Genomic DNA, 26,871 nt, shown 5'->3' with positions numbered 1-26,871 from the left:
ATCATGACCTTTTATTATAAAATCATACTCTTTTTTTGCTTTTGGGTCAAAAAGTGTTCAAAATACTTAAAAGTCGAATAATTATGCATGATATTATTCAAATCATAACCTTTTAGATCTGCACTAACATCTGTTTCTAATAATCCGTATGATCTGTTTTGCTCAACCAAAAGTGTTGGTGGCGCTTTTCCTGTAAACTGAAAATTGACTAATCCGTCATTATAGTAGGAATATTGATTATCAAGCATAAAAAATTCGCGCACATATACTTTAAGCCGGTAAGAATCGGTTATTTTTTTAGCTGAATTAGAAACAATTTTCTGAAGTATTTTTTGTGGATTCTCCTTTGACAATACTATCTCGTCTAATTTATTGTTTTTGCTTTTTAAATATACTATAAATCCATTCTCTTTTAAGGAAACCCAACGAATGTTTAAGTTTTCATAATTCATTTCAGAAACTTCAACATTAGAAGCTCCATTTACTATAAAGGTTACCTTTCCTTCTACATTGCTTAATAAGACTTGCTTTGTTTTTAATATGCCAACCGTAGCATTTTCTATGGGCAACTGCGTTTCGATATCTTTGACAAGAATAGAATACTCTGCATTTTGAGCAAAAGCAGCGTTTAAGAAAAACCAAATAAATAAAAATATTAGCCTTTTCATATATTATCAGTGGAAATTTTCGGCTAAAGTATTAAAAATATTACAATAAAGTTAAATTAATTGTAATAAATCATTAAATATCAATATCATACACTAAAAGCATAACTATTTATTAAAAAAAAATCCTGAGAGTAAATCTCAGGATTTTTAATATTAAATTTTAAATAATTAATTATTCGGCATGTAAAAACGCCTGTCTATTTAACAAAGTTTCTTCATCTTCAACGTGATTATCATCTGGTATACAACAATCGACAGGGCATACAGCAGCACACTGCGGTTCATCATGAAAACCTTTACATTCTGTACATTTTCCCGGTACAATATAATATACTTCATCAGAAATTGGAGTTTGGGCATCGTCAGCATCCACTTCAGTTCCGTCCTGTAGAATTACTTTTCCTGAAAGTTTGGTTCCATCTTTGTATCTCCAATCATCAGCTCCTTCATAAATTGCTGTATTTGGGCACTCTGGTTCACAAGCCCCACAATTGATGCATTCGTCTGTTATAATTATTGCCATTGTTTTTTAGTCTTAAAGTTAAAAGTCTTAAAGTTATAAAGTCAAACAAACAAAAAGGCATTTTTCTTTTGACCTGATGACTTTTGACTTTCGACTTATTTATGCTTATTTTTGTGCAAAATTACAATCAAAACCTTTCATAAACAAATTACTTATGTTACAAAACGAAAAAAAACAATCTTTTATAGCACTAGGTCGGTTTTTAAGTCAGTTTTCTGAGCAGGGAAACACTAAAAAGGAATCGGTTTTAGGTAATGATTTGTTTTTTGATGATTTTATAAAACTGATTCACCTTTCCCAATCACATAATGGATGGTACACTCCTGAACAAGTTTATTTTGCCATCAAATCATGGGCAGACGCGCTGACTGAAGAAAACCTTGATAAATGGCTTTGTAACTATTCCAATGAATTTGCTCAAAAAAATAATAACGAAAAAACTGTAGCCTTAATTCTTGCCGGAAATATTCCCTTAGTAGGATTTCATGATTTTTTATCGGTTTTAATTACCGGAAATAAAGCCCTGATTAAAACCTCTTCAAACGATCAGCATTTATTACCGTTTTTAGCCAAATATTTAATCTTTGCTGATAAAAGTTTAAAAGACAAAATCACTTTTGCAGAAGGAAAATTAGAAAATTTCGATACCGTAATCGCCACCGGCAGCAACAATACCTCCCGTTATTTTGAATATTATTTTAAAGATAAACCTTCCATTATTCGCAAAAACAGAAATTCTGTTGCCGTTTTAAATGGTCAGGAAACCAAAGAAGATTTAGAAGCTTTAGGTGAGGATATTTTTAGGTATTTTGGTTTGGGTTGCCGAAATGTTTCAAAAATTTTTGTTCCGAAAGACTATAAATTTGATGCATTTTTTGAAGCAATTTTCAAATATCAGGATGTCATTCATTATGAAAAATACGCTAATAATTATGATTATAATAAAGCGGTTTTTTTGATGAGTAATTTCAAATTATTAGACAATGGTTTTTTAACCATCAAGGAAGACACAAGCTACGCCTCTCCTATTTCTAGTGTTTTTTATGAATTCTATGATAATATTGAAGATTTAAAAACACGTCTGGAAGCTGATGCCGAACAAATTCAATGCATTGTGAGCAATGGTTTGATTAAAAATAGTATTTCTTTCGGACAAACACAAAATCCTCAATTGTGGGATTATGCAGATAACGTAGATACTATAACGTTTTTGTTAACAACAAAGTAAAAATATGTTTAATTATTTCGAATAATTTATCGCTTTTTCAGCTCCTATTGCCGAAATTTGCATCTTTAAAATTTTCGACTATTAATAACAACCATGAAAAAACACAACTACAGCGCAGGTCCAAGTATTTTACCTCAGGAAGTTTTTGAGAAAGCTTCAAAAGCAATTTTAAATTTTAATGATTCAGGATTATCAATTCTTGAAATTTCGCACCGTAGCAAAGATTTTGTTGCTGTTATGGATGAAGCCCGTTCGCTTGCTTTAGAATTATTAGGACTTGAAGGCAAAGGATATCAGGCTTTATTTTTACAAGGTGGAGCAAGTACGGCATTTTTAATGGCTCCGTATAATTTGATGAAAGAAAATGGAAAAGCAGCTTATTTAGATTCCGGTACCTGGGCAACTGCCGCAATAAAAGAGGCAAAGTTTTTTGGGGAAACTGTTATCGTAGCTTCTTCAAAAGAAGAAAATTATAACCATATTCCAAAAGGATTCGAAATACCAGCTGATGCTGATTATTTTCACTGCACCAGTAACAACACCATTTTTGGAACACAAATAAAAGACTTTCCAGCAACTAACATTCCAGTAGTTTGCGACATGAGTTCTGATATTTTTTCACGCGATCTGGATTTTTCTAAATTTGATTTAATCTATGCCGGAGCCCAGAAAAATATGGGACCTGCAGGAACTACTTTGGTGGTGGTTAAAGAAGAAATTTTAGGTAAAAACGGAAGAGCTATTCCTAGTATGTTAGACTATGCAAAACATATCAAAGCAGAAAGTATGTACAATACGCCTCCTGTTTTTGCAGTTTATGTTTCGTTATTGACCTTGCAATGGATTAAAGCCAAAGGCGGAGTTGCAGCTGTTGAAAAATTAAATGACGCAAAAGCGGCTTTATTATACAATGAAATTGACAGAAACCCATTATTTAAAGGTGCTGCAGCTGTTAAAGATCGTTCGAATATGAACGTAACTTTCTTATTAAACAATGCTGACCATACTGAAACATTTGATAAATTATGGAAAGAAGCAGGCGTTTCAGGATTGCCAGGTCACCGATCAGTTGGTGGTTACAGAGCTTCTATCTATAACGCTATGCCTATAGAAAGCGTTCAGGTTTTAGTGGATGTAATGAAAGCTTTGGAAACTAAAGTTTAGTTTCCAGGAAAAAATCAATTGAATATCGGAGCCCTAGCCCCGATAGAAATGGAAATCCTTTTTTGTTTTTTCTTTAAAAACAAAAAAGATTGCAACGGATAGCGGGATTAGCTTCTAAAAAATAAAAAATTAATATTGAGGATGAGATTGTTTCGTTCCTCACAAAGACATAAACTAAAATGAAAGTATTAGCCAATGACGGAATTTCTAAAAGTGGAATTCTAGCTTTAGAAAAAGGTGGATTTGAAGTTATAACAACAAAAGTAGCACAGGAACAAGTGGCTAATTTTGTTAACGAAAACAATGTGGATGTAGTTTTGGTGCGTAGTGCAACCAAAGTTCGTAAAGATATTATTGATGCTTGTCCTGGTCTTAAAATTATCGGACGCGGTGGTGTTGGTATGGATAACATTGATGTTGATTATGCTAAAAGCAAAGGAGTACATGTAATTAACACGCCTGCTTCTTCATCAGAATCTGTTGCTGAATTAGTATTTGGACACCTACTTTCAGGAGTTCGTTTTCTACACGATTCTAACAGAAATATGCCATTAGAAGGAGATTCAAACTTTGACGGCTTGAAAAAAGCATACGCAAATGGTATTGAACTTAGAGGAAAAACTCTTGGTATTGTTGGTATTGGCCGTATTGGTCAGGCTACTGCAAAAATGGCGCTTGGTTTAGGTATGAAAGTGATCGCTGCAGATGGTTTTATTCCTTCAGTAGATGTAAAAGTGGCGTTTTTTGACGGTCAGTCTATTACTACTACAATTGTTCCTCAATCTTTTGAATCATTGTTGAAAGAATCTGATTTTATTACATTGCACGTTCCTGCTCAAAATGGATACATCATTAGCGAGAAAGAATTTGAAATCATGAAAGATGGTGTTGGAATCGTAAACTGTGCCCGTGGTGGTGTTATTGATGAAGTTGCTTTAGTAAAAGCTTTGGATTCAGGAAAAGTTGCTTTTGCAGGATTGGACGTTTTTGAAAGCGAGCCAAAACCGGAAATGGCAATTTTGATGCACCCAAAAATTTCACTGACTCCACATATTGGAGCTGCAACCGGAGAAGCTCAGGACAGAATTGGTACTGAATTAGCATCACAAATTATTACATTATTAAGCTAATTGCCTTTAAATAAATATTTTAGAAAGGGATTTATTAACATCGTTTAATAAATCCCTTTCTTTTTTTAATTAAATTTGAGTCTCTTCTTAATTTTAATCAAGCCTGAAGAATTGATGAAGTTGTTTAAACTCATAAATCATTCAAACTGTTAAATAGTAAACTCTTTATCTCGCTTTTTTGTAAATTTAAGTTTAAATATCAAAGTCATGAAAAATTGTATTTACATCCTGATTATTTTATTCACTATCATAGCTTGTTCAAGCACTAAAACTGGTATAAAAGAACCTTCTAATAAAAGTTTAGCTGTTAATGATACTGTTCGAATTGCTAATGACTCTTTAGAATACGAAGTAATAATTATTGATAACGGTTTCAGCTCATGGCTCGCATCACGGGCACAACCGAGAAATTTTTACTCGCTCTCTTATCTGGAAAACAAAAATCAATGGTATGTGACTGAGTGGAACAATCGTGTTTTACAGCCACAACGCTATAATCCAAGTTTATACGAAATGACCATCGATTACAGACCAGATATTCATTACGGATACGAAGTAAATTACCTGATTTATAATTATATGATTTATTTTCAAAATACCTACAAACAAAAGCTGGCAGGGTATGTACCAATACAATAATGTTGTTATATTTGTAATCATTATAAATTAAAATGAATCGATTAAAGCAACGCTGGGGTATTACTTCTAATTTTCAACTCATCATTATATTTATCGTATTTGCTATCACAGGATCGGCATCTGCGTGGTTGTCCAAACCTTTTTGTGAATTACTACATATAACTAAAGAAGATTTTGGAGGCTGGTTTACTTTAATTCGGTTATTGATCATTTTTCCTATTTATCAAATCCTCCTTGTCGCAATTGGAACCCTATTTGGGCAATTCCGCTTTTTTTGGAATTTCGAAAAAAAAATGCTCAAAAGTATGGGATTAGGTTTTTTATTTAAGGATTAGTTTTATACTTGTTCTGAAAATAATAGGTATAAACCCAGGTAATTGTAAAAGACGGAATTATATCTGTAAACGGGATAATCTCTTCTACAAAAGTTAAAACACTGGCAACCCGCCCTACTCGTCCTTTATACATTTTTGTCATTAAAAAAGCAGCAATAGGTGCCCAAATCACATCGGAAAATTCGCCCAGAAGCGGTATTGAAAATGAAATCATTCCAATACCATCAAAAAGCAAACCTAAAAGGAGCTTATTAATTCTGTTATCATGTATTTCTTCTAATTCCTGCATGTTGTTATGTATTAGATATTTACCGAATTTAGACATAAATAGCTTAATTCAATTTATTTCGTGATACAATATTCTTTCTAAATTCCCATTTATGATTTCTTCCTAAAATTGTGTTAGACACATTTTAATATCGCCAGAATCTTTGTTTCTTTGTAAAAATAGTTTCCAATGATACACGCAAAAAACATACATAAATTCTACGATCAGCTTGAGGTTCTAAAAGGAGTTGATTTACATATAAAAAAAGGGGAAATTGTTTCAATTGTAGGCGCTTCTGGTGCCGGAAAAACAACTCTGCTGCAAATTTTAGGAACTTTAGACAAACCTTCACAATCAGATTCTCAAACTTCCTTAACTATAAATGAACAGAATATTTTAGGCCTAAATGATAAGGCACTATCAAAATTCAGAAACTTAAATTTAGGCTTTATTTTTCAGTTTCATCAGCTTCTGCCTGAGTTTACTGCTCTCGAAAATGTCTGTATTCCCGCTTATATTGCAGGAAAAAAACCTTCTGAAACCGAGGTCGAAGCCAAAAAATTATTAGACTATTTAGGCTTATCCCACAGAATCAATCATAAGCCAAACGAACTTTCCGGCGGAGAACAGCAGCGTGTTGCTGTTGCCAGAGCTTTAATTAATAAACCTGATGTCATTTTTGCAGATGAGCCTTCCGGTAATCTGGACACCAATTCTGCTGAAAACTTACATCAATTGTTTTTTAAGCTTCGTGATGAATTCGGACAGACCTTTGTTATCGTAACCCATAACGAAGAACTGGCCAATATGGCAGACAGGAAATTAGTAATGGTTGATGGCCTGATCAGTAATTAGAAGCTATTCCGGCTGTACACTATATCTTTTATGCCGAACACCGGCACAAAAGGATGTCGTTCCCATCCGGGCTATGGATCTGGAATAACAAGAACATTTTTCAAAATTATGAATCAGAAAGAGCTTAAAGAATTTCTCGACGAAAAAGTCATTCAATATAACAATCAGGATTTCATAGAAAGTGATCCTGTTCAGATTCCGCATTTATTCTCGATAAAAGAAGATATTGAAATTGCTGGGTTTCTGAGCGCTACTATTGCCTGGGGAAACCGAAAGATGATTATCAAAAACTCCCATCAAATGATGAGTTTAATGGGAAATGCTCCTTATGATTTTGTCATGTCGCATTCTGATGAAGATCTTCAGCGATTGGAAAATTTTGTACACCGAACCTTTAACGGGAAAGACTTTACATGTTTTATAAAAGGACTACAACACATTTATAAAAACCATAACGGACTAGAAGCCGTATTTGCAAAAAATCAGGAAAAGGAAAGCCTTCAAAAAGGAATTCATGAATTCAAAAAAATATTTTTTGAAATCGAGCATTTATCACGAACTCAAAAACACATTTCAGATCCGCTTAATAATTCAGCGGCTAAAAGAATTAATATGTACCTGCGCTGGATGGTGCGTCAGGATACAAAAGGCGTCGATTTGGGAATCTGGAAAACTATTCCACCTTCCATATTATCTTGTCCGCTGGATATCCATTCCGGTAATGTAGCCCGAAAATTAGGCATTCTGGAAAGAAAACAAAACGACGGAAAAGCATTAGCGGAATTAGATAAAAAACTTCGAAAAATGGATGCAACTGATCCTGTAAAATATGATTTTGCATTATTTGGCCTGGGCGTATTTGAAGGTTTTTAATGGAAAACAAAACGGTTTAACCGCAAGATTATGAGATGATTATAAAAATCTGATAATCTAACCACGAATTTAACGTACCTTTGCACAAAATTTAAAAGCAAATGAGCACGTTCGAAAAATTCAATCTCCCAAAATCAGTACAAAAAGCAATCGACGAATTAGGATTTGTTACCCCTACTCCTATTCAGGAAAAATCCTTTTCTGTGATTATGTCTGGCCGCGATATGATGGGAATTGCACAAACCGGAACAGGTAAAACATTTGCCTACTTATTACCTCTTTTAAAATTATACAAATTTACACCGGGACATACTCCAAAAATAGTTATTCTTGTTCCAACACGTGAGCTTGTGGTTCAGGTTGTTGAAGAAGTAGAGAAACTAACCCAATACATGTCTGTACGAACTGTTGGAATTTTTGGTGGTGTCAACATCAATACACAAAAAACAACAGTTTATAAAGGTTGTGATATTTTGGTAGGAACTCCAGGAAGAATCATGGATTTAACATTGGATAATGTAATACGTTTTGAAGAAATGCAAAAATTGGTTATCGATGAATTTGACGAAATGTTGAATTTAGGATTTCGTACCCAGTTGACAGCTATTTTAGCCATGATGCCCAAAAAACGTCAAAATATCTTATTTTCAGCAACAATGACCGATGAAGTTGATGCAATTCTGAACGATTATTTTGATTATCCTGAAGAAGTTACCTTATCAGCATCCGGAACACCTCTTGAGAATATTACACAAATCAGCTATCAGGCCCCAAATTTTAATACTAAAATTAATCTTCTTAAACACTTATTGCAAACTAACGAAGACATGAGCCGGGTGCTGGTCTTTGTCAACAACAAGAAGATCTCAGATATGGTTCACGAACGAATTGAGGAGGATTTTGAAGGTCAGTTTGGAGTTATTCACTCCAATAAATCTCAAAATTATCGTTTGAGCACGATGGCATCCTTTCAGGAAGGAAATCTTCGTGGCTTGATTACCACAGATATTATGGCAAGGGGTTTGGATATTTCAAATATTACGCATGTAATCAATTTTGAAATGCCGGAATTGCCGGAATTATACATGCACCGTATTGGCCGTACAGGTCGTGCAGATGCTACTGGAACAGCTATTAGTCTTATTGCTCCTCGGGAAGAAGAATCAAAAGTGGGTATCGAAGTGTTAATGAATACCGAATTAGCCGTTGCCACTTTTCCGGAAGAAGTAGAAATTTCAACAAAATTAATTGAACCTGAAAAAGACAAACTGCCGATCAAATTTTTGATGAAAAAACAGAAATTGGAAGGTGATGGTGCTTTTCAGGAAAAGAGCAAAAAGAATAAAAAAGTCAACTTAGGCGGACCTGGAGTAACCAAGAAAAAAACACACGGTTCTGTCAATCGAAATATGTTGAAAACCAGAGATAAAAAACGAAAAGACAAGAATAAATAAAATAAAAATCCCCAAATTTAGTTTAGAATTTGGGGATTTTATTTTTAAATCTTTGTAAAAACCAAACCAACTGGCGAACATAATTCTATTTTCTTTCCTGTAGTTTTAAGTTCCCCTGTAGCTTTATCTCTTTTAAAAATAATAATTTCGTTAGTGTGCTGATGTCCCACCAGTAAATAATTACCTGTCGGATCAATTGCAAAATCCCTGGGTCCTTTACCTAATGTGCTTATCTGCTCTACCAATTCCAAACTTCCGTTTTTAAGAATTTTGTAAACAGTAATATTGTTGGCATCTACGCGATCAGTTACATATAAAAATTTCCCATCAGGTGAAATCTTTATAGCTGCTGCACCAGTTCCTCCGGTAAATCCTTTGGCGAGAATACTGGTTTCCTTAACTAATTTTAAACTTCCATTTTTATCAAAACTAAAAGTTGTCAGTGTGCCGTCTAATTCCTGAATTAAATAGACAAATTTACCGTCTTTACTAAAAGTGAAATGTCTGGGACCACTTCCTTTTTTAACATCAACACTTCCTTTTAACGTTAAAATTTCATGTGCTGCACCAGGATTATATTTATAGATAAAAACTTTGTCAAGACCTAAATCATTTGCTAATACAAATTTTTTATCCGGAGAAAAGGCAAGCATATGTACGTGCGGCTTTTCCTGGCGTGCTTGATTTGGTCCTTTTCCTTCATGCTGAATTAATTGTTGTCCTTCAGTAATACTACCATCAGCATTTTTCTTAAATACAGCTATACTTCCACCTGAATAATTAGCAGCAATAACATTTTTGCTGTCATTAATCAAATGACAAGGGTCAGCTCCTAAAGCAGCGTTTTTATTAATCAATTTTACTTTTCCTGATTTAGAATCATAACTAAAAGCACTCACAGTACTTTGCGTCCCATTTTCATTTACGGCATAAATAAATTTATTGTCTGCTGAAACTGACAGGTAACTTGGACTTACAACTTTTTCTGAAAAATTTTTTAATTTGAATTCACCAGTAGTACTATCGAATTCATAAACGTATATTCCGTCACTCTGGCAAGTATTGGTATAAGTTCCGACTAACAAATTAAATTTATTCTGGGCTTTAGATGTAGTAACAGCTAAAACCGAAAATAATATTAAATACATTTTTTTCATATTTTAAAGTGGTTTTTTGAATAGCTAAAATAGACAATTATATCTTTAGAAAATTTCATTTTTGTTACAAATGGTTTTTCAAAAGTTACATTTTTCAAATCAGTAAAACCCAATTAGACCAATAAACCATATCTTTTTTGTGATTAAATCAACCTTACTTATTTTATTTATTTTTAACTAAAAATTTGTATTTTTGACCAGTATCTTTACTAAATATAACCCAGTGAAGTAAATCGAAGCCAGAATGCATTTTAAAAACCCTGAAATTCTATACTTTCTGTTCTTATTGATTGTTCCAATTTTGGTTCATTTATTTCAATTAAGGCGTTTTAAAACCTCTTATTTCACTAATGTCCGCTTTTTAAAAGAACTTTCCATCCAGACAAGAAAAAGTTCAAAAATCAAAAAAAGATTATTATTAGCAACACGGTTATTATTACTTACCTGTATTATCGTAGCATTTGCACAGCCTTTTTTTGAAGCCAAAGACAGTAAAAATGCATCAAATGAAATGTATATTATTCTTGACAATTCTTTTAGCATGCAGGCAAAAGGCAAAAAAGGGGAACTATTAAAACGCAGTGTTCAGGAATTATTGGAAAACACTCCCGAAAACATTCAGTTTTCATTGTTAACCAACACCGAAAATTTTTGGAACACGGATATCAAATCTTCTAAAAGTGCTTTACAAAATTTAAACTACAGCGCTACTCCATTTGAGCTTTCAATAATTATGGCTAAGATAAAAGCACATAAAACGGCTCAAAAAAAAGACATCGTTATTATTACGGATGCCGTAAGTCTGTCAGAGAAAGACATACAAAACATTGATTCTGAACAAAAACCTTATTTCATTATTCCTGAAGCAGAACAAAAAAACAACATTTCTATTGACAGTGTTTTTATTAATCAGTCACTGGAAAATTTTTACGAGATTAGTGTAAACTTATCAGCTTATGGTGAAGATTTCAAACCTGTTCAAACCTCTTTATACAATCAGAATAAATTGATTGCCAAAACAATTATCAATTTTGATTCAAAGAAAAAGAAAATCAATTTTACCATTCCAAAAGAAGCTTTTCATGGGTATGTGACAATTGAAGATAATGGTCTTGCTTATGACAACAAACTTTTTTTCAGTATTTCCAAAGCTAAAAAAACAAATATTATTAGCATTGGAGAACCTGAAAAGAGTAACTTCTTATCGAGAATTTACACTTCATCAGAATTCAATTATAATAATTATTCTATTAGTTCATTAGATTACAACAGTCTGGAAAAACAAAATACTATCATTTTAAACGAACTAACAGAAGTTCCTCAGGCATTACAAACTACTTTAAAATCATTTGTTTCAAAAGGAGGAAATTTAGTGGTGATTCCTTCTGAAAAAATTTCAATTTCAAATTTAAATTCCTTTTTAGAGAATTTTGGAAGATTGCAGTTTAAAAGGTTTAAAGCAGGAAGTAAACTAGTTACGAAAATCAATTTTGATCATCCGTTATTTTCAGGAGTATTTGAAAATAAAATTACCAATTTTCAATATCCTAAAACAAATAGTTCATTTGATATTTCCAGTCCGTATCCTGCGGTTTTATCTTACGAAGACCAAAGTATATTTGTAACTATGATTCCAAATCCTGTTTCAGGAGTTTCCGTATTTTCAGCACCCATAAATTCTGTAAATTCTAATTTTCAACAATCTCCTATCATTGTTCCGTTGTTTTATAAAATGGGACAAAACAATCAGAAAACGGGTGTAAATGCATTGACAATCGGAAACAATCTGCCTTATTTTGTCGATGTTTTATTAAGTAAAGATGCCATTTTAGAAGTAAAGGGAAATGATGATTCTTTTATTCCAATTCAACAGATATTGAATAATAAAGTCAAATTAACGTTTAATGATTTCCCGGAAACAGCCGGGAATTACGGCATTTTTGACAAAAAGGAATCCGTTGAAAAAGTAAGTTTCAATTATAAAAGAAGCGAAAGTGATTTGAGTCAGGTAAATACCAACATAGTTTCTGATTTTAAAACTGCCGATACGATTTCAACGATTTTCAACACCTTGCAAACTGATCGGACAGACAACCAAATTTGGAAATGGTTTGTTATCTTTGCACTGTTATTTTTAGCATTAGAAATGGCAATTATTAAGTTCGTAAAGTAATTACTTTTATAATATTTACGATTCAATATAAATAAATTATCTACTTATGAAAATAATCATCAGAAGCGCCAAAATTATTGATTCAAAAAGTCAGTTTCATAATCAGACTGTTGATCTTTTAATTGCAGATGGTATTATAGAAAAAATTGGCCCTTCACTTCTTGATATTGAGGATTCTACCGAAGTAAAATTTGATAATCTACATCTTTCTCAAGGTTGGTTTGACAGTAGTGTTTCGCTTGGAGAACCAGGTTATGAAGACCGGGAAACTATTGCAAACGGATTAAATACTGCTGCAAAAAGCGGATTTACTGCCATTGCTTTACAACCCAACTCCTACCCTGTTATTGACAACCAATCGCAGGTAAATTTCGTAAAAAACAAAGCGAATGGTTTTGCCACTGAACTCTTCCCTATTGGGGCCTTAACAAAAGCCAGCGAAGGAAAAGATATGGCTGAATTGTTTGATATGAAAAAATCCGGAGCGGTTGCATTTGGAGATTACAACAAAAGTATCGATAACGCCAATCTCCTAAAAATTGCGTTGCAATATGTACAGGATTTTGATGGTTTACTGATTGCTTATTCACAAGATCAAAATATAAAAGGAAACGGTGTGGCCAATGAAGGAATTGTATCGACAAGATTAGGTTTAAAAGGAATTCCAAATTTAGCCGAAGAATTACAAATCGCACGAAACTTGTTTTTACTCGAATATACCGGTGGAAAACTTCATATACCGACCATTTCTACAGCAAAATCAGTTGAATTAATTAAGGATTCAAAAGCAAAAGGTCTACAAGTAACCTGTAGTGTTTCTGTACATCATTTAGTCTTAACGGATGAAAAATTAGAAGGTTTCGATACACGTTTTAAAGTTACACCGCCATTGCGAACTGAAACGGACAGAAAAGCTCTTATTAACGCCGTTTTAGACGGAACAATTAACTTAATTACTTCAGACCATAATCCAATTGATATCGAATTCAAAAAAATGGAATTTGATACCGCCAAAAATGGAACAATTGGACTTGAAAGTGCTTTTGGAGCTTTGCTTACCGTTTTGCCTTTAGAAACTGTAATCGCAAAATTAACTTTAGGAAAAGGCATTTTCGGAATTGAGAATAATTCAATTGCTGAAGGTTCAAAAGCCAATTTTACATTTTTCACTCCTGAAGGAAAATCAACTTTTACTAAGGAGAACATTCTGTCTAAATCTAAAAATTCTGCTTTTTTAGGAACCGAAATAAAAGGTTCAGTTTACGGGATTTTAAATCAAAATCAACTTGTTACAAAATAATAAAATGAACAATTCAATCGAAGAAGGAAAATCTATTGCTATTACCAGTTATATTTTGATTATTGGTGTTTTAATTGCCATGTCTATGAATGCTGAAAACAAAAATAGTTTTGCTTCTTTCCATATTCGTCAGGCGTTAGGACTCTCTTTGGCTTTTATTTCTTTCGGAGCTATAATCAGTAATTTTGACAGTTTCATGATCACTTTCCCAATGTGGATCTGTATTTCCATATTATGGACTTACGGTATCTTCAGCGCTATTCAGGGACAGACAAGGCCAATTCCGTTAGTTGGAAATCTTTTTCAGAAATGGTTTAAAAGTATCGGTTAATTTTTGATTCACAAATGCATTAAATTCAAAATTTACAATTCAAAATTCACCATTTAAAATGAATCTATCATTAGAACATAAAATAAGAGAACCAAAGGTTATCTTAGATAAAAATCCCGTTTTAATTTTATTACATGGATATGGAAGTAACGAAGCTGATTTGTTTTCGTTTGCTACTGAACTCCCGGATCATTATTACATTGTTTCTGCAAGAGCGCCTTATGATTTGCAATACGGCGCTTATGCGTGGTACGCGATTAATTTTGATGCTGACCAGAATAAATTTTCAGATAACGAACAAGCAAAAATTTCACGAGATTTAATCGCTAAGTTTATTGATGAGCTGGTTGATAATTATCCAATCGATGCAAATAATATAACATTAGTTGGCTTTAGTCAGGGTTCAATTCTGAGTTATTCTGTTGCGCTTTCTTATCCTGAAAAAATTCAGCGTGTAGTGGCAATGAGCGGTTATTTTAATGAAGAAATTATAAAAGAAGGTTTTGAAAAAAATGACTTTAAAAATCTTAAAATATTCGCTTCCCACGGAACTGTAGATCAGGTAATCCCGATTGAATGGGCCAGAAAAACACCTGCTATTTTAGAAAAGCTAAATATTCCGATAACTTATAAAGAATATCCTGTTGGACATGGAGTTGCGCCTCAGAATTTCTTTGATTTTAAGAATTGGCTTGCTGAGTAATATTCTGTTTTTATCGCAGTTTTAGTTTCTAAACTAAAGTTAAAAACTAAAACTGTGACTAAATTATTTCTGATACAATAACGACTGATTCACTTCAAAAGAAATTGATTCATCATCATTAACAAAATACTTCAATAACACTTCTCCCCAAATTTCACCATCACTGTAATCAGCAATAATCCATCTGTGGTTTAAGACTTTTACTTTGTTGATAATAAATTTGTTGGCCCCAATTTTATCCTGCCCAGTGTAAGGATTCCCATTTGGATTGGCATTCAGGTCCATTAATTTCTCAGTTACAACCGGAATCAGTTTTTCGTATTGTATAATTTTTCCGCCAGAGGCGCTGTTGTCAAAATAATTCTGTGCATTTTCATTATAATCCAAAGAAAAATAATTGGCTTCAGCTAATTTACCTGATACCAAATTAATACTGTCCCTTAATTTTTTAGTGGTTTTCTCATATCTATCCTTTTCAAATTTTACTTCTTTGCTGTAAAACATATAAGTAAAAACATTCATTAATATTGCCAAGATAAAAAGGTAAAGCATTAAGGATTTTTTCATTTTGTAGTATAATTAAATTGTAATTTCTAAATTATCGTAGGCCAGGAAAACATTTTCAGGAAGCTGTTTTTGTACTTCTTCATGAAAACCCAAAACATGGCTGATATGAGTTAAATAAGCTTTTTGCGGCCTGACCAAATCGATAAAATCAAGTGCTTCCTGCAAATTAAAATGCGTATCATGTGGGTCAACGCGCAAGGCGTTAACAACCAGTACTTTCAGGTTTTTTAATTTTGCTATTTCGGGTTCAGCAATTGTTTTTACATCGGTTAAATACGCAAAATCATCAATTCGATACCCAAAAACCTGTAAATCACCATGCATAACATTAACAGGAATAGCCATTTTATCTCCAATCGCAAAAGGTTTGTTATTGTTTACTTCAATTGTTTTTACACTGGGAGCACCTGGATATTTGTTTACCGTTTCAAAAACATAATCAAAACGGCGCTTTAGATTGTCAATTACGCGCTGATGCGCATAAACCGGAATTTCGCCCTGTCTAAAATTATAAGGGCGAATATCATCCAACCCTGCTGTATGATCGGCATGTTCATGTGTAAATAATATTGCGTCCAGTTTTTGACAGCCGCAAGAAAGCATTTGCTGCCTGAAATCAGGACCACAATCAACAACATAAGAATGATCTTCCCATGTTATCCAGATAGAAACACGAAGCCTTTTGTCTTTAGCATCATTGCTTTTGCAAACAGGATGATCAATCCCTATAATGGGAATGCCCTGAGAAGTACCGGTACCTAAAAAATAGACCTTCAATTGAACTTGATTTTTTTACAAAAATAGGGATTATTTCTCTTTCATTAGAACCCTAATTTGCTAACTTTGTAACAAATCTATTTAAAATAAAATGGGTACAGAAATAAAACTCAAAGGTGACAAGGTCATCGCTCAGGTTCCTTCCATAAAAGACAAAGCACTGCGCATTAATTTAAACGAGAATATTTACGGTACTTTTGCAGAAATTGGCGCTGGACAGGAAACAGTCAGGCATTTTTTCAGGTCCGGAGGTTCATCAGGTACAATTGCAAAAGCGATGTCTGCTTACGATAAAGATTTCAGTGATGCCGTTTACGGAATCGAAGGTGATGGCAGGTATGTGACTGAAAATCGTCTCAAGAAAATGTTAACCTTTGAGGGTGAACTTATTGAAGAGCGTTTAAGCAGGGAAAAACACCCAAGCAAACTTTTTTTCAGTTATGCCAATACGGTTGCAACGATAGATTTTGCAAAACAATTTAAAGGTCACGGCTGGGTTGGAATAAGATATCAGATTGAACCTGAAGAAGCTTACAACGAAATTATATTACACATTCGTTTTAAAGAAACTGATGCCCGACTGCAACAGGAAACGCTTGGGATTTTAGGTGTTAATCTAATTTACGGCGCTTTTTATAAATATAATGACCCAAAACGATTACTTCGTTATTTGTATGATCATTTGGACAAGGATCAGCTTGAAATTGACACAATTAATTTCTCTGGACCACGTTTTGCCGATGTTGATAATCGTTTGATGAGTTTACAACTTGTGAAGAACGGAATGACAGATGCCGTGATGTTCAATCCAGATGGAAAAAACGTTTTACCGGCTGCCCTATTATACAAAAAAAATCTTTTAGCTTTCAGGGGAAGTTTTCGTCCGGTTACCAACGTAAACGTCGACATGTACAGAAAATCCCTAAAAATGTTTCTTGAAGAAAATAAGGTAGAAAAAGAAAATACACTTGTAGTTTTTGAAATCACACTTTCGAATTTGCGTTCTGATGGAGAAATTGATGAACGTGATTTTATGGACAGGGCCGAACTATTATGTTCCTTAGGTCAGACCGTAATGATTTCGAACTTTCAGGAGTATTATAAGGTAGTGGAATATTTTGCTAATTATACCAAGGCGCGTATGGGATTAGCAATGGGAGTAAACAATTTAGTTGACATTTTTGATGAAAAATACTATCGCCATTTAAGTGGTGGAATTCTCGAAGCTTTTGGAAAGTTATTCTACCGCGACATGAAAGTATTTTTATATCCGATGCTGGGTGACAATGGAGAAATTATAACTTCTGATAATTTAAAGGTCCATCCCAGAATGAAGGAATTGTATAAATTCTTTAAATTCAATGGAAAAGTCGTTGATATTGTTGATTATGATCCTTCAATTTTAAATGTATTTTCGCGCGAAGTTTTAAAAATGATTGGCCAGGGAAAAACCGGCTGGGAGCCTATGCTTCCATCGGGAGTTGCTGAAATCATAAAAGAACACCACCTTTTTGGATATCATCCTGAAAAAGAATTAGAAAATAATTAAGATTATTTAAACAAGCTAAAAAGTCCAAAACTGAATATATTCTTTTTTGGACTTTTTAATTATTAACATATCCTTTTCTAAATCATAATCTAATTTTATTAACTTTAAAAATAAAAACATGAAAATCATAGCCTTTGGAGGTAGTAACAGCCAACAATCAATCAATAAACATTTAGCCTCTTACACAGCCAATTTATTTGAAAATGCACAGGTGGAAGTTTTAGATCTTAACGATTTTGAGATGCCAATATTTAGTGTTGACCTTGAAAAACAAATTGGCCAGCACGAAAAAGCAAAATCATTCCTTGATAAAATTGAATCTGCCGATATTGTTGTCGTTTCCCTTGCGGAAAATAACGGAAGCTATTCTGTTGCTTTCAAGAATGTTTTTGATTGGAGTTCCAGAATTAACAAAGAAGTTTTCCAGCAAAAACCAATGTTGTTGATGGCAACTTCTCCGGGACCAAGAGGTGGTGCTTCGGTATTGGAAATCGCTAAAAATGCATTTCCGAGATATGGAGCAGATCTGAAAGCGATTTTTTCATTGCCTTCTTTCCATACTAATTTCGATTTAGAAGAAAATAAAATTTCAAATACTGAGTTAGATAAACAACTCAAAGACATCATTAAATCTAGTTTCTAATCTATGTCCATAAAAAAATTTAATACTTATTTTTTTATCGTGAACTTTATTGTTCTGAATGCTGCTTTTGGACAAAAACACAATGCAGTTGATCAGGCTGTTTTTAAGTATCCTAAAAGTTTTAATTCGACAGAAAAATTAGCCGAAAGAATTCAAAAAGATTTTGGTTCTGAATATGATAAGGCAAGAGCCATTTACAGCTGGATTGCATTTAACATAAAATACGATTATGCTCTTTACCTTAAACCTCAAAAGAGTCAAGGCTTTATCTATTCTACAGAAGCAGAAAAACAAAGAAAAATACAAGATCTGAAAAATAAATTAATTCAAAAAACTTTTAAATCCCAAAAAGGGGTTTGCGAAGGTTTTACGGCTTTATACCAACATTTAGCAGAATTGACAGGATTAAAATCAGAGATAATTACAGGTGACTCAAAAATTGGATTAGCAGATATTGGCCGAAAAAATACTTTTTCAAATCATGCCTGGAACATAGTCCTCATTGATAAAAAATGGCGATTAGTCGATGCTACCTGGGCACAGGGTTATTATGACAATAGCAAAGGCAGAATGGTAACCGAATTTACGCCAATTTATTTCGATACAGAACCCGATTATTTCTTTGCCAAACATTTTCCTGATTCGGGTTCTTTTTTTGGTAACATATTAAATAAAAGTGATTTTTTGAACGGTCCGTTAATTTACAATAAAACGATTGAGGAAGATTATAAAATTAAATCTCCTGAATCCGGAATTATCGAAGCTAATAATGGAGATAAAATCAGTTTTGAAATAAAAAATGTTTCAAAGTCAAATCAGCTGTTTTACCTGAATGAAAAAAATCAGCCTGTTTACGTTCAAAATACAAAAGAAAAACGCGGTGGTTTAGAATTTGAGATTGCTTATGACAAAAGCATTGGAAAGTATATCACTATTTTTGCAGACACAAATAGTATTGTTTCTTTCAAGATTATTCCCAAATCAAAATAATTCACATCATCAAAATCGAGAACAAGTCTTATTTCCGATTTTCTAAATTTCTATAAAGTAAAATTACAGTCGTGCTAAGATCATAAATGATTACCTTGAAAAACAAGTCCTTGGAATTAAATCCTGTTTTTTTGTTTGGCAACAGATTTTTTATATTTTTAACGGTTCCTGTTTTTTAAAATCAGTGAATTGTATTTTTAAGGTCACTTTATTGATAACTTTAAAAAAATACGCTTTCATTTTTTATGCAGAAATGGTACATTAGCCAAAAATCCAAATTCATTTATGCCAGAGCAAAATCAATATAACGAAGATAATATTAGATCACTCGATTGGAAAGAGCATATACGTATGCGTCCCGGAATGTATATCGGAAAATTAGGAGACGGATCTTCGCCGGATGATGGGATTTATATCCTTTTGAAAGAGGTATTGGACAACTGTATTGATGAGTTTGTAATGGGTGCCGGAAAAACTATCGAGGTAACTATCAAAGAGAAGACAGTTTCTGTTCGTGATTACGGACGTGGAATTCCGTTAGGAAAAGTAGTTGATGTAGTTTCAAAAATGAACACGGGTGGAAAGTACGATTCTAAAGCTTTCCAGAAATCGGTAGGTTTAAATGGTGTCGGGACAAAAGCTGTAAATGCACTTTCAAGCGCTTTCCGTGTAGAATCTGTTCGTGATGAAAAGCAAAAAGCGGCAGAATTTTCAGGAGGAAATCTGGTTTTAGAAGAAGAGGTAATTGAAACGACAAAACGTAAAGGAACAAAAGTAACTTTTACGCCAGATGAAAGTATCTTTAAAAATTACAAATTCCGTATGGAATATGTGATTAAAATGGTTAAAAACTATTGTTACTTAAACAACGGTTTGACGATTATATTCAACGGGGAAAAATACATTTCAGAAAATGGTCTTAGGGATTTATTGGAAGAAACCATTAGTGCAGATGATTTGGAGTATCCAATTATTCACCTGAAAGATCACGATATTGAAATCGCTTTAACACATAGTAAAACACAGTATAGCGAAGAATACCACTCTTTTGTAAATGGCCAGAATACCACACAGGGAGGAACGCACTTAGTGGCTTACAGAGAAGCACTTGTAAAAACTATTCGGGAATTTTACAACAAAAATTTCGAAGCTTCAGATGTTCGCAAATCGATTGTAAGTGCCATTAGTATTAAAGTTATGGAACCTGTTTTTGAGTCGCAGACCAAAACCAAATTAGGTTCTACAGACATGGGTTCTGATGACGGAACGCCTGCAGTTTCTGTTCGTACTTTTGTAAATGATTTTATCAAAAATAAATTAGACAACTATTTACATAAGAACCCGCCAACTGCCGAAGCTTTATTACGTAAAATTTTGCAGGCAGAACGTGAACGTAAAGAGTTATCAGGAATTCGTAAACTGGCAACAGACCGAGCAAAAAAAGCCAATCTTCACAATAAAAAATTAAGGGATTGCAGAGCACACCTTCCGGATACCAAAAATCCCAGAAACTTAGAAAGCACGCTTTTTATCACTGAGGGAGATTCGGCTTCCGGATCAATTACCAAATCGCGTGACGTAAATACGCAGGCGGTTTTCAGTTTGCGTGGTAAGCCTTTGAATTCCTATGGAATGACCAAAAAGATAGTTTACGAAAACGAAGAGTTTAATTTATTGCAAGCCGCTTTGGATATCGAAGATGGACTGGAAAAATTACGTTACAACAACATTGTAATCGCTACCGATGCCGATGTTGACGGAATGCATATTCGTTTATTACTGATTACGTTCTTTTTGCAGTTTTTTCCTGAATTAATCAAAGAAGGGCATTTGTATATTTTACAGACACCACTTTTCAGGGTGAGAAATAAAAAAGAAACTATCTATTGTTATTCTGATGAGGAAAGAAGAGATGCGATCGAAAAATTAAAACCAAAACCGGAAATTACACGATTTAAGGGTTTGGGGGAAATTTCACCGGATGAATTTAAAAACTTTATTGGAGAAACAATTCGGCTTGACCCGATTATGATGGATAAGAATACTTCTATTGAACAATTATTGTCTTTTTATATGGGAAAAAATACGCCGGACAGGCAGGAATTTATCATCAGGAATTTGAAGGTGGAATTGGATGCGGTTGAAGAAATATAATTTTATGAGAAAAACTCTACTCCTTTTAGTAACTACAATAATTTTTTCCTGTCAATCCAAAAATGATGAGAAAAAATTATTAGTTGTAAAACCATTAAAGGAAATTAAAATTGAGAAAAACAAGGATAGCCTGATTTACAAATTAAATGAAAATACAATTGTAATAAATGGTGACACTTTGCAATTAGAAAGTCCTTTTATATATTCTTTTCAAGGAAAAATAAATGGAAATAAGAATATACAAATCCATCTCTCCAATCAGTTGTCATCTGAATACGGAGGTTATTCAAAAACAGCATCTGTGTATATTGACGGAGAAAACGATATTTTTTATTGCTATTTTGATAAGGATAAAAAGGAAGATTATTATATCGCAAACATCTACGATAACGATAGTGATAAAATTATTGGTAAGCTTAAATTGTATAATCTTTCAACTGAAGAAATGTATATAGAATATCTATTGGATAAAAAGAATTATAAAATTTATCCAAGTAAAACATTTCCCGTTTACAGCTGTTATGACGAAATAGATTATACACTTTTTGACTCCAGAGAAGCATTCAAAAACGATGAATCTATGAGAAAATTTACTCCTTCAAGGGATTATAACTTTTTTGCTGAAATTGTTTCCGATAATGCTGTTTTTGATAATCTCGAAACAAAACTAAAATATTTGACCTCCGATTCTTTAAGTATTAAAAATTATAAAAAGTGGAAACATAATTTTAGTTTGGAAAAATCCAAAAACGAAGAAGAGAATTACAGTTCTGAGAATCTGAATGTTGCATCACCGGTTTTCGTAGATTCCAACATTTATGTTGTTTCTGATTTTTCATATAGCTATATGGGTGGAGCTCATGGTATGATGCGTACTGCTTACAATAATTACGATGTAGCGACAGGAAAAAATATTACTATCGAACAAATAATAAATACAGCTGATAAGGATTTTATTGCTTTTTATGAAAACAGAATTAAGTCAGATTATGGAGATGGAGTATTGGCAGATAAAATACCGATGACTGACAATTTTTATCTATTACCTACAGGTATCACTTTTTCATATGCGCCATACGAATTACTTGGTTTTGCAGCCGGAGAACCTCATGTGTTTTTCAGTTATGAAGAATTAAAACCTTTTATTTTGAAGAATACAATTTTGGATAAATACAATTCAAATTAAAAAAAGAAACTAAATTTAGCTATACAATCAAAGTCCATTAAATAAGAATCAAATTTATAATTTTCGAATATAAATAAATGAAAGACGAAGAAGACGACAACATAATTCCAAACGACGACGAAAATAATTCAGACGAAAACCAGCTTGATGAAAATCAGGAAGGAGATGATGAAATTATTGATGTAGAGGCCAAGCATTTTGAAGGACAGCATTTTTACGAAAATCAGGAAGAAGAAGGCGAAGACGTGATTACGAAAGTAACCGGAATGTACAAAGACTGGTTTCTGGATTATGCTTCATATGTAATTCTGGAACGTGCAGTTCCGGCTATTGAAGATGGGTTTAAACCTGTTCAGCGCCGTATTATGCACTCGCTTAAAGAGCTGGATGATGGCCGTTATAATAAAGTTGCCAATGTTGTTGGTCACACCATGCAGTATCACCCACACGGAGATGCGAGTATTGGTGATGCGATGGTGCAAATTGGTCAGAAAGAATTGTTAATTGACTGTCAGGGAAACTGGGGAAATATCTTAACAGGTGATGGGGCTGCGGCTTCTCGTTATATAGAGGCGCGTTTGTCAAAATTTGCTTTGGAAGTTTTATATTCTCCAAAAATTACTGATTGGGGAGTTTCCTATGACGGACGTCGTGCAGAACCGAACAATCTTCCGGTAAAATTCCCATTGCTTTTGGCACAGGGAGCTGAAGGTATCGCAGTTGGGCTTTCAACAAAGGTTTTACCGCATAACTTCAATGAGTTAATTGATGCTTCGATCAAAATTCTAAAAGGAAAATCCTTCACCTTATATCCTGATTTCATGACACAGGGTATTGCCGATGTGTCGAATTATAATGATGGACTTCGTGGCGGGCGTGTTCGTGTGCGTGCAAAAATTGCACAATTAGACAAAAATACATTGGTGATTACGCAGATTCCGTTTTCGACCAATACCACAACATTGATTGACAGTATTTTGAAAGCCAATGATAAAGGCAAAATCAAAATTAAAAAAATCGAAGACAATACAGCAGCAGATGTTGAGATTTTGATTCACCTTTTCCCAGGTGTTTCTCCGGACAAAACGATTGATGCTTTATTTGCTTTTACAGCCTGCGAAACTTCGGTCGCACCTTTAGGCTGTGTTATTGAAGACAACAAACCTTTGTTTATCGGAGTTTCTGAAATGCTGAAGATTTCGACACACAGAACTGTCGATTTACTTAAACAGGAATTAGAAATTCAGTTAGAAGAATTAAAAAACAAATGGCATTTCTCGACTTTGGAGAAAATCTTCATTCGTGAAGAAATGTACATTGATTTCAAATTGTATTCGGATAGAGAATCTCTTTATATATATTTACATGACAGTTTTGAGCCATTCAAAAAATCATTTGTGAGAGAGATTACTGATGAAGATTTACAAAAACTGACTCAGATTCCGATGATTCGTATTACCCGTTTTGACTCTGACAAAGCCGATGATTTTATTGCTAAGTTAGAAGATGAAATGAAGGAAGTTGAGCATCATTTAGCCAATCTTACAGAATTCGCCATTGCTTACTTTACCAAATTAAAAGAGAAATACGGAAAAGGAAGAGAACGCCAGACGGAACTTCGCGTTTTTGATAATGTTGAAGCTACAAAAGTTGTTTTAAGAAATACAAAACTATATGTAAACCGTGAAGAAGGTTTTGTGGGAACAAGTTTAAAGAAAGACGAATACCTAACCGATTGTTCGGATATTGATGATGTGATTGTGTTTTTACGGGATGGTAAAATGATGATTACAAAAGTCGATGCCAAGACATTTGTTGGTAAAGATATTATTCACATCGCTATTTTTGACAAAAGTGACAAACGTACGATTTACAACATGATTTATCGTGATGGAAAATCCGGACCTTCTTATATTAAGCGTTTTAATGTTACGGGTGTAACACGTGATAAGCCTTATGATCTGACGAATGAAACAGCAGGTTCACAGGTAGTTTATTTTTCACATAATCCAAACGGTGAAGCGGAAGTTATTACCATTTTATTGCGTCAGGTTGGAACCATTAAAAAACTGAAATTTGATATTGATTTTGCCAGTTTAGCCATTAAAGGCCGAGCTTCAAAAGGAAACTTAGTTACCAAATATCCAATCAAGAAAATCGAATTAAAGGAGAAAGGAATTTCTACCTTATTGCCAAGAAAAGTCTGGTTTGACGATACGGTAAAACGCCTAAATGTTGATGCAAGAGGAGAATTACTGGGAGAATTCAAGCCAAGTGATAAAATACTGATTATTAATCAAAGTGGTAAACTGAAGGTAATAATTCCGGAATTGTCGACTCATTTTGATGAAGACATGATTGTCCTGGAGAAATGGAATCCTAAAAAACCTATTTCGGCTATTTATTATGATGGTGAAAAAGAACGTTATTATTTGAAACGCTTCCTTGTTGAAAATGAAGGGAAAGAAGAAAGTTTTATTACAGAACATCCAAATTCGCAATTAGAAATTGTATCAACGGATTATCGTCCGGTTGCGCAGTTGATTTTTGCAAAAGTAAAAGGCGTTCAAAAAGAAAATTTACATATTGATATTGAAGATTTTATTGCAGTAAAAGGATTTAAGGCTTTAGGAAATCAACTGACCACTGATAAATTAAAACAAGTGAATTTACTGGATCCACTACCATATGAAGAACCTGTTGAAGAAATTGCTGAAAAAACGGAATTGCCAGATGATGAATCTGTTGAAACAGAATTGGACGATGACGGACAAATAGGTCTTGTTTTAGAATAAATAAATCTTTCTTCAAATATAAAATGCCCTTCCAGGAGGGCATTTTATACTTAGAATGTAACATTACTATTTTAGAATTTGTGCAGCATGTTCTTTAGTTTTAACCTGTGAAATTACCTCATCAATTATTCCGTTTTCATCGATAACGAAAGTAGTGCGGTTAATTCCGTCAAATTCCCTACCCATAAATTTCTTTGGTCCCCAAACACCAAATGCATTGATTACTGATTTGTCTTCGTCAGCTAATAGCGGAAAAGGGAATTCGTATTTATCCTTAAATTTTAACTGCGATTTTTGACTATCAGCACTTACACCCAAAAGTTCATAATTATTGGTTTTAAAACGTTCGAAATTATCTCTTAAATCGCAAGCTTCTCCTGTACATCCTGGTGTATTGGCTTTTGGATAAAAGAAAACCACTAATTTTTTTCCTTTATAATCCGCCAATTGATGTGTTTTTCCGTCCTGATCAGTTCCTGAAAAATTTGGAGCCTTATCTCCTTTTTGTATTGTTGTCATTTTTATAATTGTTAATTATCAATTGTTAATTGTTTTCTGCCCCAGGTTGTAGTGAAAACCCCCGATTTGTGGTAGTCTGCATTTTTTGCATTGGCAAAGCGACCAGCGGAAGCTCTTGCGAATGCAAAAAAATGTTACTGCCACAATGAGGAGTTGCAACGTAAAACCGGATTAGGCACATCCTGAAAATTGTGCTACTTTTACAGCATTAAAAATACGGAAATGAATAAAGAAGCTCGTGTAACATTTGTTATAAATACGTTAAAAGAACTCTACCCTACTATTCCTGTGCCGCTTGAACATAAAGATCCTTACACATTATTGATAGCAGTTTTACTTTCGGCACAATGCACGGATGTACGTGTGAACCAAATTACACCGTTGCTTTTTGCAAAGGCTGATAATCCATATGATATGATTAAAATGTCAATAGAAGAAATCAAGGAGATTATTCGCCCTTGCGGATTATCGCCGATGAAATCCAAGGGAATTCATGGATTGTCGCATATTCTGATTGATAAACATGATGGAAAAGTTCCGCAGAGTTTCGAGGCTCTTGAAGCATTACCGGCAGTTGGGCATAAAACAGCGAGCGTGGTGATGTCCCAGGCATTTGGTGTTCCTGCTTTTCCCGTTGATACACATATTCACAGACTGATGCACCGATGGAATCTTTCAAATGGAAAAAATGTTGTACAGACCGAAAAAGATGCCAAAAGATTATTTCCAAGAGAATTATGGAACGATCTGCATTTACAGATTATTTGGTATGGACGCGAATATTCTCCTGCAAGAGGCTGGAATCTGGAAAAAGATATTATTACAAAGACAATCGGGAAAAAATCATTAATAGAAGAAGCTGCTAAAAAGAAAATTTAGCAGCTCCTTTT

Annotated in this window: 26 protein-coding genes; 19 read left to right on the top strand and 7 right to left on the bottom strand. The window is 33.6% G+C overall.

Annotated elements, in window-relative coordinates; genetic code table 11:
* Window positions 1–14 precede the first annotated feature (14 nt).
* Window positions 15–668, bottom strand: a complete 654-nt coding sequence (locus ABI657_RS04345) for a hypothetical protein (protein WP_348096018.1) — start codon at window positions 666–668, stop codon at window positions 15–17.
* Window positions 669–840: 172 nt separating this feature from the next.
* The gene (locus ABI657_RS04340; protein ID WP_348096017.1) at window positions 841–1,191 is read right to left on the bottom strand and encodes a 4Fe-4S dicluster domain-containing protein; all 351 of its coding nucleotides are present in this window, start codon (window positions 1,189–1,191) and stop codon (window positions 841–843) included.
* Window positions 1,192–1,345: 154 nt separating this feature from the next.
* Here ABI657_RS04340 and ABI657_RS04335 point away from each other — a divergent pair, with 154 nt between their 5' ends.
* The 5 genes from ABI657_RS04335 to ABI657_RS04315 all read left to right on the top strand — a co-directional run bounded on the left by ABI657_RS04335 (window position 1,346) and on the right by ABI657_RS04315 (window position 5,687).
* The gene (locus ABI657_RS04335; protein ID WP_348096016.1) at window positions 1,346–2,419 is read left to right on the top strand and encodes an acyl-CoA reductase; all 1,074 of its coding nucleotides are present in this window, start codon (window positions 1,346–1,348) and stop codon (window positions 2,417–2,419) included.
* 93 nt (window positions 2,420–2,512) lie between these two features.
* Window positions 2,513–3,583, top strand: a complete 1,071-nt coding sequence (gene serC / locus ABI657_RS04330; protein ID WP_348096015.1) for a 3-phosphoserine/phosphohydroxythreonine transaminase — start codon at window positions 2,513–2,515, stop codon at window positions 3,581–3,583.
* A 179-nt stretch (window positions 3,584–3,762) separates the two neighbouring features.
* Window positions 3,763–4,713 (top strand): D-2-hydroxyacid dehydrogenase, encoded by a 951-nt coding sequence (locus ABI657_RS04325; RefSeq protein ID WP_348096014.1) that lies wholly within the window; start codon window positions 3,763–3,765, stop codon window positions 4,711–4,713.
* 207 nt (window positions 4,714–4,920) lie between these two features.
* On the top strand, window positions 4,921–5,352 hold the full coding sequence (locus ABI657_RS04320; RefSeq protein ID WP_348096013.1) for a DUF6146 family protein: 432 nt from the start codon (window positions 4,921–4,923) through the stop codon (window positions 5,350–5,352).
* Window positions 5,353–5,384: 32 nt separating this feature from the next.
* Entirely contained in the window at window positions 5,385–5,687 is a 303-nt protein-coding gene (locus tag ABI657_RS04315) for a DUF6787 family protein (RefSeq protein ID WP_348096012.1), read from the top strand.
* Here ABI657_RS04315 and ABI657_RS04310 read toward each other — a convergent pair.
* Window positions 5,677–5,976, bottom strand: coding sequence for a hypothetical protein (locus ABI657_RS04310; protein WP_348096045.1), 300 nt, complete (start codon window positions 5,974–5,976; stop codon window positions 5,677–5,679). The genes ABI657_RS04315 and ABI657_RS04310 overlap by 11 nt on opposite strands.
* A 168-nt stretch (window positions 5,977–6,144) precedes the next feature.
* On the opposite strand from ABI657_RS04310, the gene ABI657_RS04305 reads away from it, so the two are divergent.
* The 3 genes from ABI657_RS04305 (at window position 6,145) to ABI657_RS04295 (ending at window position 9,137) form a co-directional block, all read left to right on the top strand.
* Window positions 6,145–6,810 (top strand): ABC transporter ATP-binding protein, encoded by a 666-nt coding sequence (locus tag ABI657_RS04305; RefSeq protein ID WP_348096011.1) that lies wholly within the window; start codon window positions 6,145–6,147, stop codon window positions 6,808–6,810.
* 108 nt (window positions 6,811–6,918) lie between these two features.
* Entirely contained in the window at window positions 6,919–7,683 is a 765-nt protein-coding gene (locus ABI657_RS04300) for a TIGR02757 family protein (protein ID WP_348096010.1), read from the top strand.
* Window positions 7,684–7,784: 101 nt separating this feature from the next.
* The gene (locus ABI657_RS04295) at window positions 7,785–9,137 is read left to right on the top strand and encodes a DEAD/DEAH box helicase (RefSeq protein WP_348096009.1); all 1,353 of its coding nucleotides are present in this window, start codon (window positions 7,785–7,787) and stop codon (window positions 9,135–9,137) included.
* 44 nt (window positions 9,138–9,181) lie between these two features.
* Here the strand turns inward: ABI657_RS04295 and ABI657_RS04290 are convergent, their stop codons facing one another.
* Window positions 9,182–10,294 carry a lactonase family protein gene (locus tag ABI657_RS04290; RefSeq protein WP_348096008.1) on the bottom strand — a complete coding sequence of 371 codons (1,113 nt, stop codon included), beginning with the start codon at window positions 10,292–10,294 and terminating at the stop codon, window positions 9,182–9,184.
* Window positions 10,295–10,538: 244 nt separating this feature from the next.
* Here ABI657_RS04290 and ABI657_RS04285 point away from each other — a divergent pair, with 244 nt between their 5' ends.
* From ABI657_RS04285 to ABI657_RS04270, 4 genes are read left to right on the top strand one after another with little or no spacing between them, the layout of a single operon-like run.
* Window positions 10,539–12,467, top strand: coding sequence for a BatA and WFA domain-containing protein (locus ABI657_RS04285; RefSeq protein WP_348096007.1), 1,929 nt, complete (start codon window positions 10,539–10,541; stop codon window positions 12,465–12,467).
* A gap of 46 nt (window positions 12,468–12,513) precedes the next feature.
* A complete protein-coding gene (locus tag ABI657_RS04280; RefSeq protein ID WP_348096006.1) occupies window positions 12,514–13,767 on the top strand; it encodes a dihydroorotase in 1,254 nt (417 codons plus the stop codon).
* Window positions 13,768–13,771: 4 nt separating this feature from the next.
* Entirely contained in the window at window positions 13,772–14,098 is a 327-nt protein-coding gene (locus tag ABI657_RS04275) for a hypothetical protein (protein ID WP_348096005.1), read from the top strand.
* Window positions 14,099–14,156: 58 nt separating this feature from the next.
* Entirely contained in the window at window positions 14,157–14,801 is a 645-nt protein-coding gene (locus tag ABI657_RS04270; protein WP_348096004.1) for an alpha/beta fold hydrolase, read from the top strand.
* A 63-nt stretch (window positions 14,802–14,864) separates the two neighbouring features.
* On the opposite strand, the gene ABI657_RS04265 is transcribed toward ABI657_RS04270, so the two are convergent.
* On the bottom strand, window positions 14,865–15,368 hold the full coding sequence (locus ABI657_RS04265) for a hypothetical protein (RefSeq protein WP_348096003.1): 504 nt from the start codon (window positions 15,366–15,368) through the stop codon (window positions 14,865–14,867).
* Window positions 15,369–15,380: 12 nt separating this feature from the next.
* The gene (locus ABI657_RS04260) at window positions 15,381–16,145 is read right to left on the bottom strand and encodes an MBL fold metallo-hydrolase (RefSeq protein WP_348096002.1); all 765 of its coding nucleotides are present in this window, start codon (window positions 16,143–16,145) and stop codon (window positions 15,381–15,383) included.
* 91 nt (window positions 16,146–16,236) lie between these two features.
* Between ABI657_RS04260 and ABI657_RS04255 the strand changes: the two genes are divergently transcribed.
* The 6 genes from ABI657_RS04255 to ABI657_RS04230 all read left to right on the top strand — a co-directional run bounded on the left by ABI657_RS04255 (window position 16,237) and on the right by ABI657_RS04230 (window position 25,462).
* Window positions 16,237–17,694, top strand: a complete 1,458-nt coding sequence (locus ABI657_RS04255; protein WP_348096001.1) for a TonB-dependent receptor — start codon at window positions 16,237–16,239, stop codon at window positions 17,692–17,694.
* 118 nt (window positions 17,695–17,812) lie between these two features.
* Window positions 17,813–18,337, top strand: coding sequence for an NAD(P)H-dependent oxidoreductase (locus tag ABI657_RS04250; protein ID WP_348096000.1), 525 nt, complete (start codon window positions 17,813–17,815; stop codon window positions 18,335–18,337).
* A gap of 3 nt (window positions 18,338–18,340) precedes the next feature.
* A complete protein-coding gene (locus ABI657_RS04245; RefSeq protein WP_348095999.1) occupies window positions 18,341–19,327 on the top strand; it encodes a transglutaminase domain-containing protein in 987 nt (328 codons plus the stop codon).
* Window positions 19,328–19,612: 285 nt separating this feature from the next.
* Complete coding sequence (locus ABI657_RS04240) at window positions 19,613–21,481, top strand: DNA topoisomerase IV subunit B (RefSeq protein WP_348095998.1); 1,869 nt, start codon at window positions 19,613–19,615, stop codon at window positions 21,479–21,481.
* 4 nt (window positions 21,482–21,485) lie between these two features.
* The gene (locus ABI657_RS04235; protein WP_348095997.1) at window positions 21,486–22,667 is read left to right on the top strand and encodes an RsiV family protein; all 1,182 of its coding nucleotides are present in this window, start codon (window positions 21,486–21,488) and stop codon (window positions 22,665–22,667) included.
* A 77-nt stretch (window positions 22,668–22,744) separates the two neighbouring features.
* Window positions 22,745–25,462: a DNA gyrase/topoisomerase IV subunit A gene (locus ABI657_RS04230; RefSeq protein ID WP_348095996.1), complete on the top strand. Its 2,718-nt coding sequence runs from the start codon at window positions 22,745–22,747 to the stop codon at window positions 25,460–25,462.
* Between the two features lie 66 nt (window positions 25,463–25,528).
* Here the strand turns inward: ABI657_RS04230 and bcp are convergent, their stop codons facing one another.
* Window positions 25,529–25,981 (bottom strand): thioredoxin-dependent thiol peroxidase, encoded by a 453-nt coding sequence (gene bcp / locus ABI657_RS04225; protein WP_348095995.1) that lies wholly within the window; start codon window positions 25,979–25,981, stop codon window positions 25,529–25,531.
* Between the two features lie 222 nt (window positions 25,982–26,203).
* Here bcp and nth point away from each other — a divergent pair, with 222 nt between their 5' ends.
* A complete protein-coding gene (nth, locus tag ABI657_RS04220) occupies window positions 26,204–26,860 on the top strand; it encodes an endonuclease III (RefSeq protein ID WP_348095994.1) in 657 nt (218 codons plus the stop codon).
* Window positions 26,861–26,871 lie beyond the last annotated feature (11 nt).

The organism is Flavobacterium sp., from assembly GCF_039930565.1.
In the GTDB taxonomy this organism is placed as follows: Bacteria; Bacteroidota; Bacteroidia; order Flavobacteriales; family Flavobacteriaceae; genus Flavobacterium.
Note: the sequence above shows the minus strand (reverse complement) of the source record. Positions and strands in the feature narration are given on the sequence as shown.

What these genes read in the sequence shown, in the direction of transcription:
- ABI657_RS04235 (WP_348095997.1), top strand. Translation starts at nt 21,486, where the DNA reads ATGAGAAAAACTCTACTCCTTTTAGTAACTACAATAATTTTTTCCTGT.
- ABI657_RS04310 (WP_348096045.1), bottom strand. Translation starts at nt 5,976, where the DNA reads ATGCAGGAATTAGAAGAAATACATGATAACAGAATTAATAAGCTCCTT.
- ABI657_RS04325 (WP_348096014.1), top strand. Translation starts at nt 3,763, where the DNA reads ATGAAAGTATTAGCCAATGACGGAATTTCTAAAAGTGGAATTCTAGCT.
- ABI657_RS04270 (WP_348096004.1), top strand. Translation starts at nt 14,157, where the DNA reads ATGAATCTATCATTAGAACATAAAATAAGAGAACCAAAGGTTATCTTA.
- ABI657_RS04300 (WP_348096010.1), top strand. Translation starts at nt 6,919, where the DNA reads ATGAATCAGAAAGAGCTTAAAGAATTTCTCGACGAAAAAGTCATTCAA.
- ABI657_RS04280 (WP_348096006.1), top strand. Translation starts at nt 12,514, where the DNA reads ATGAAAATAATCATCAGAAGCGCCAAAATTATTGATTCAAAAAGTCAG.
- ABI657_RS04340 (WP_348096017.1), bottom strand. Translation starts at nt 1,191, where the DNA reads ATGGCAATAATTATAACAGACGAATGCATCAATTGTGGGGCTTGTGAA.
- ABI657_RS04290 (WP_348096008.1), bottom strand. Translation starts at nt 10,294, where the DNA reads ATGAAAAAAATGTATTTAATATTATTTTCGGTTTTAGCTGTTACTACA.
- ABI657_RS04240 (WP_348095998.1), top strand. Translation starts at nt 19,613, where the DNA reads ATGCCAGAGCAAAATCAATATAACGAAGATAATATTAGATCACTCGAT.
- ABI657_RS04335 (WP_348096016.1), top strand. Translation starts at nt 1,346, where the DNA reads ATGTTACAAAACGAAAAAAAACAATCTTTTATAGCACTAGGTCGGTTT.
- ABI657_RS04275 (WP_348096005.1), top strand. Translation starts at nt 13,772, where the DNA reads ATGAACAATTCAATCGAAGAAGGAAAATCTATTGCTATTACCAGTTAT.
- ABI657_RS04265 (WP_348096003.1), bottom strand. Translation starts at nt 15,368, where the DNA reads ATGAAAAAATCCTTAATGCTTTACCTTTTTATCTTGGCAATATTAATG.
- ABI657_RS04250 (WP_348096000.1), top strand. Translation starts at nt 17,813, where the DNA reads ATGAAAATCATAGCCTTTGGAGGTAGTAACAGCCAACAATCAATCAAT.
- ABI657_RS04305 (WP_348096011.1), top strand. Translation starts at nt 6,145, where the DNA reads ATGATACACGCAAAAAACATACATAAATTCTACGATCAGCTTGAGGTT.
- ABI657_RS04230 (WP_348095996.1), top strand. Translation starts at nt 22,745, where the DNA reads ATGAAAGACGAAGAAGACGACAACATAATTCCAAACGACGACGAAAAT.
- ABI657_RS04285 (WP_348096007.1), top strand. Translation starts at nt 10,539, where the DNA reads ATGCATTTTAAAAACCCTGAAATTCTATACTTTCTGTTCTTATTGATT.
- ABI657_RS04345 (WP_348096018.1), bottom strand. Translation starts at nt 668, where the DNA reads ATGAAAAGGCTAATATTTTTATTTATTTGGTTTTTCTTAAACGCTGCT.
- nth (WP_348095994.1), top strand. Translation starts at nt 26,204, where the DNA reads ATGAATAAAGAAGCTCGTGTAACATTTGTTATAAATACGTTAAAAGAA.
- bcp (WP_348095995.1), bottom strand. Translation starts at nt 25,981, where the DNA reads ATGACAACAATACAAAAAGGAGATAAGGCTCCAAATTTTTCAGGAACT.
- ABI657_RS04245 (WP_348095999.1), top strand. Translation starts at nt 18,341, where the DNA reads ATGTCCATAAAAAAATTTAATACTTATTTTTTTATCGTGAACTTTATT.
- ABI657_RS04315 (WP_348096012.1), top strand. Translation starts at nt 5,385, where the DNA reads ATGAATCGATTAAAGCAACGCTGGGGTATTACTTCTAATTTTCAACTC.
- ABI657_RS04255 (WP_348096001.1), top strand. Translation starts at nt 16,237, where the DNA reads ATGGGTACAGAAATAAAACTCAAAGGTGACAAGGTCATCGCTCAGGTT.
- serC (WP_348096015.1), top strand. Translation starts at nt 2,513, where the DNA reads ATGAAAAAACACAACTACAGCGCAGGTCCAAGTATTTTACCTCAGGAA.
- ABI657_RS04320 (WP_348096013.1), top strand. Translation starts at nt 4,921, where the DNA reads ATGAAAAATTGTATTTACATCCTGATTATTTTATTCACTATCATAGCT.
- ABI657_RS04295 (WP_348096009.1), top strand. Translation starts at nt 7,785, where the DNA reads ATGAGCACGTTCGAAAAATTCAATCTCCCAAAATCAGTACAAAAAGCA.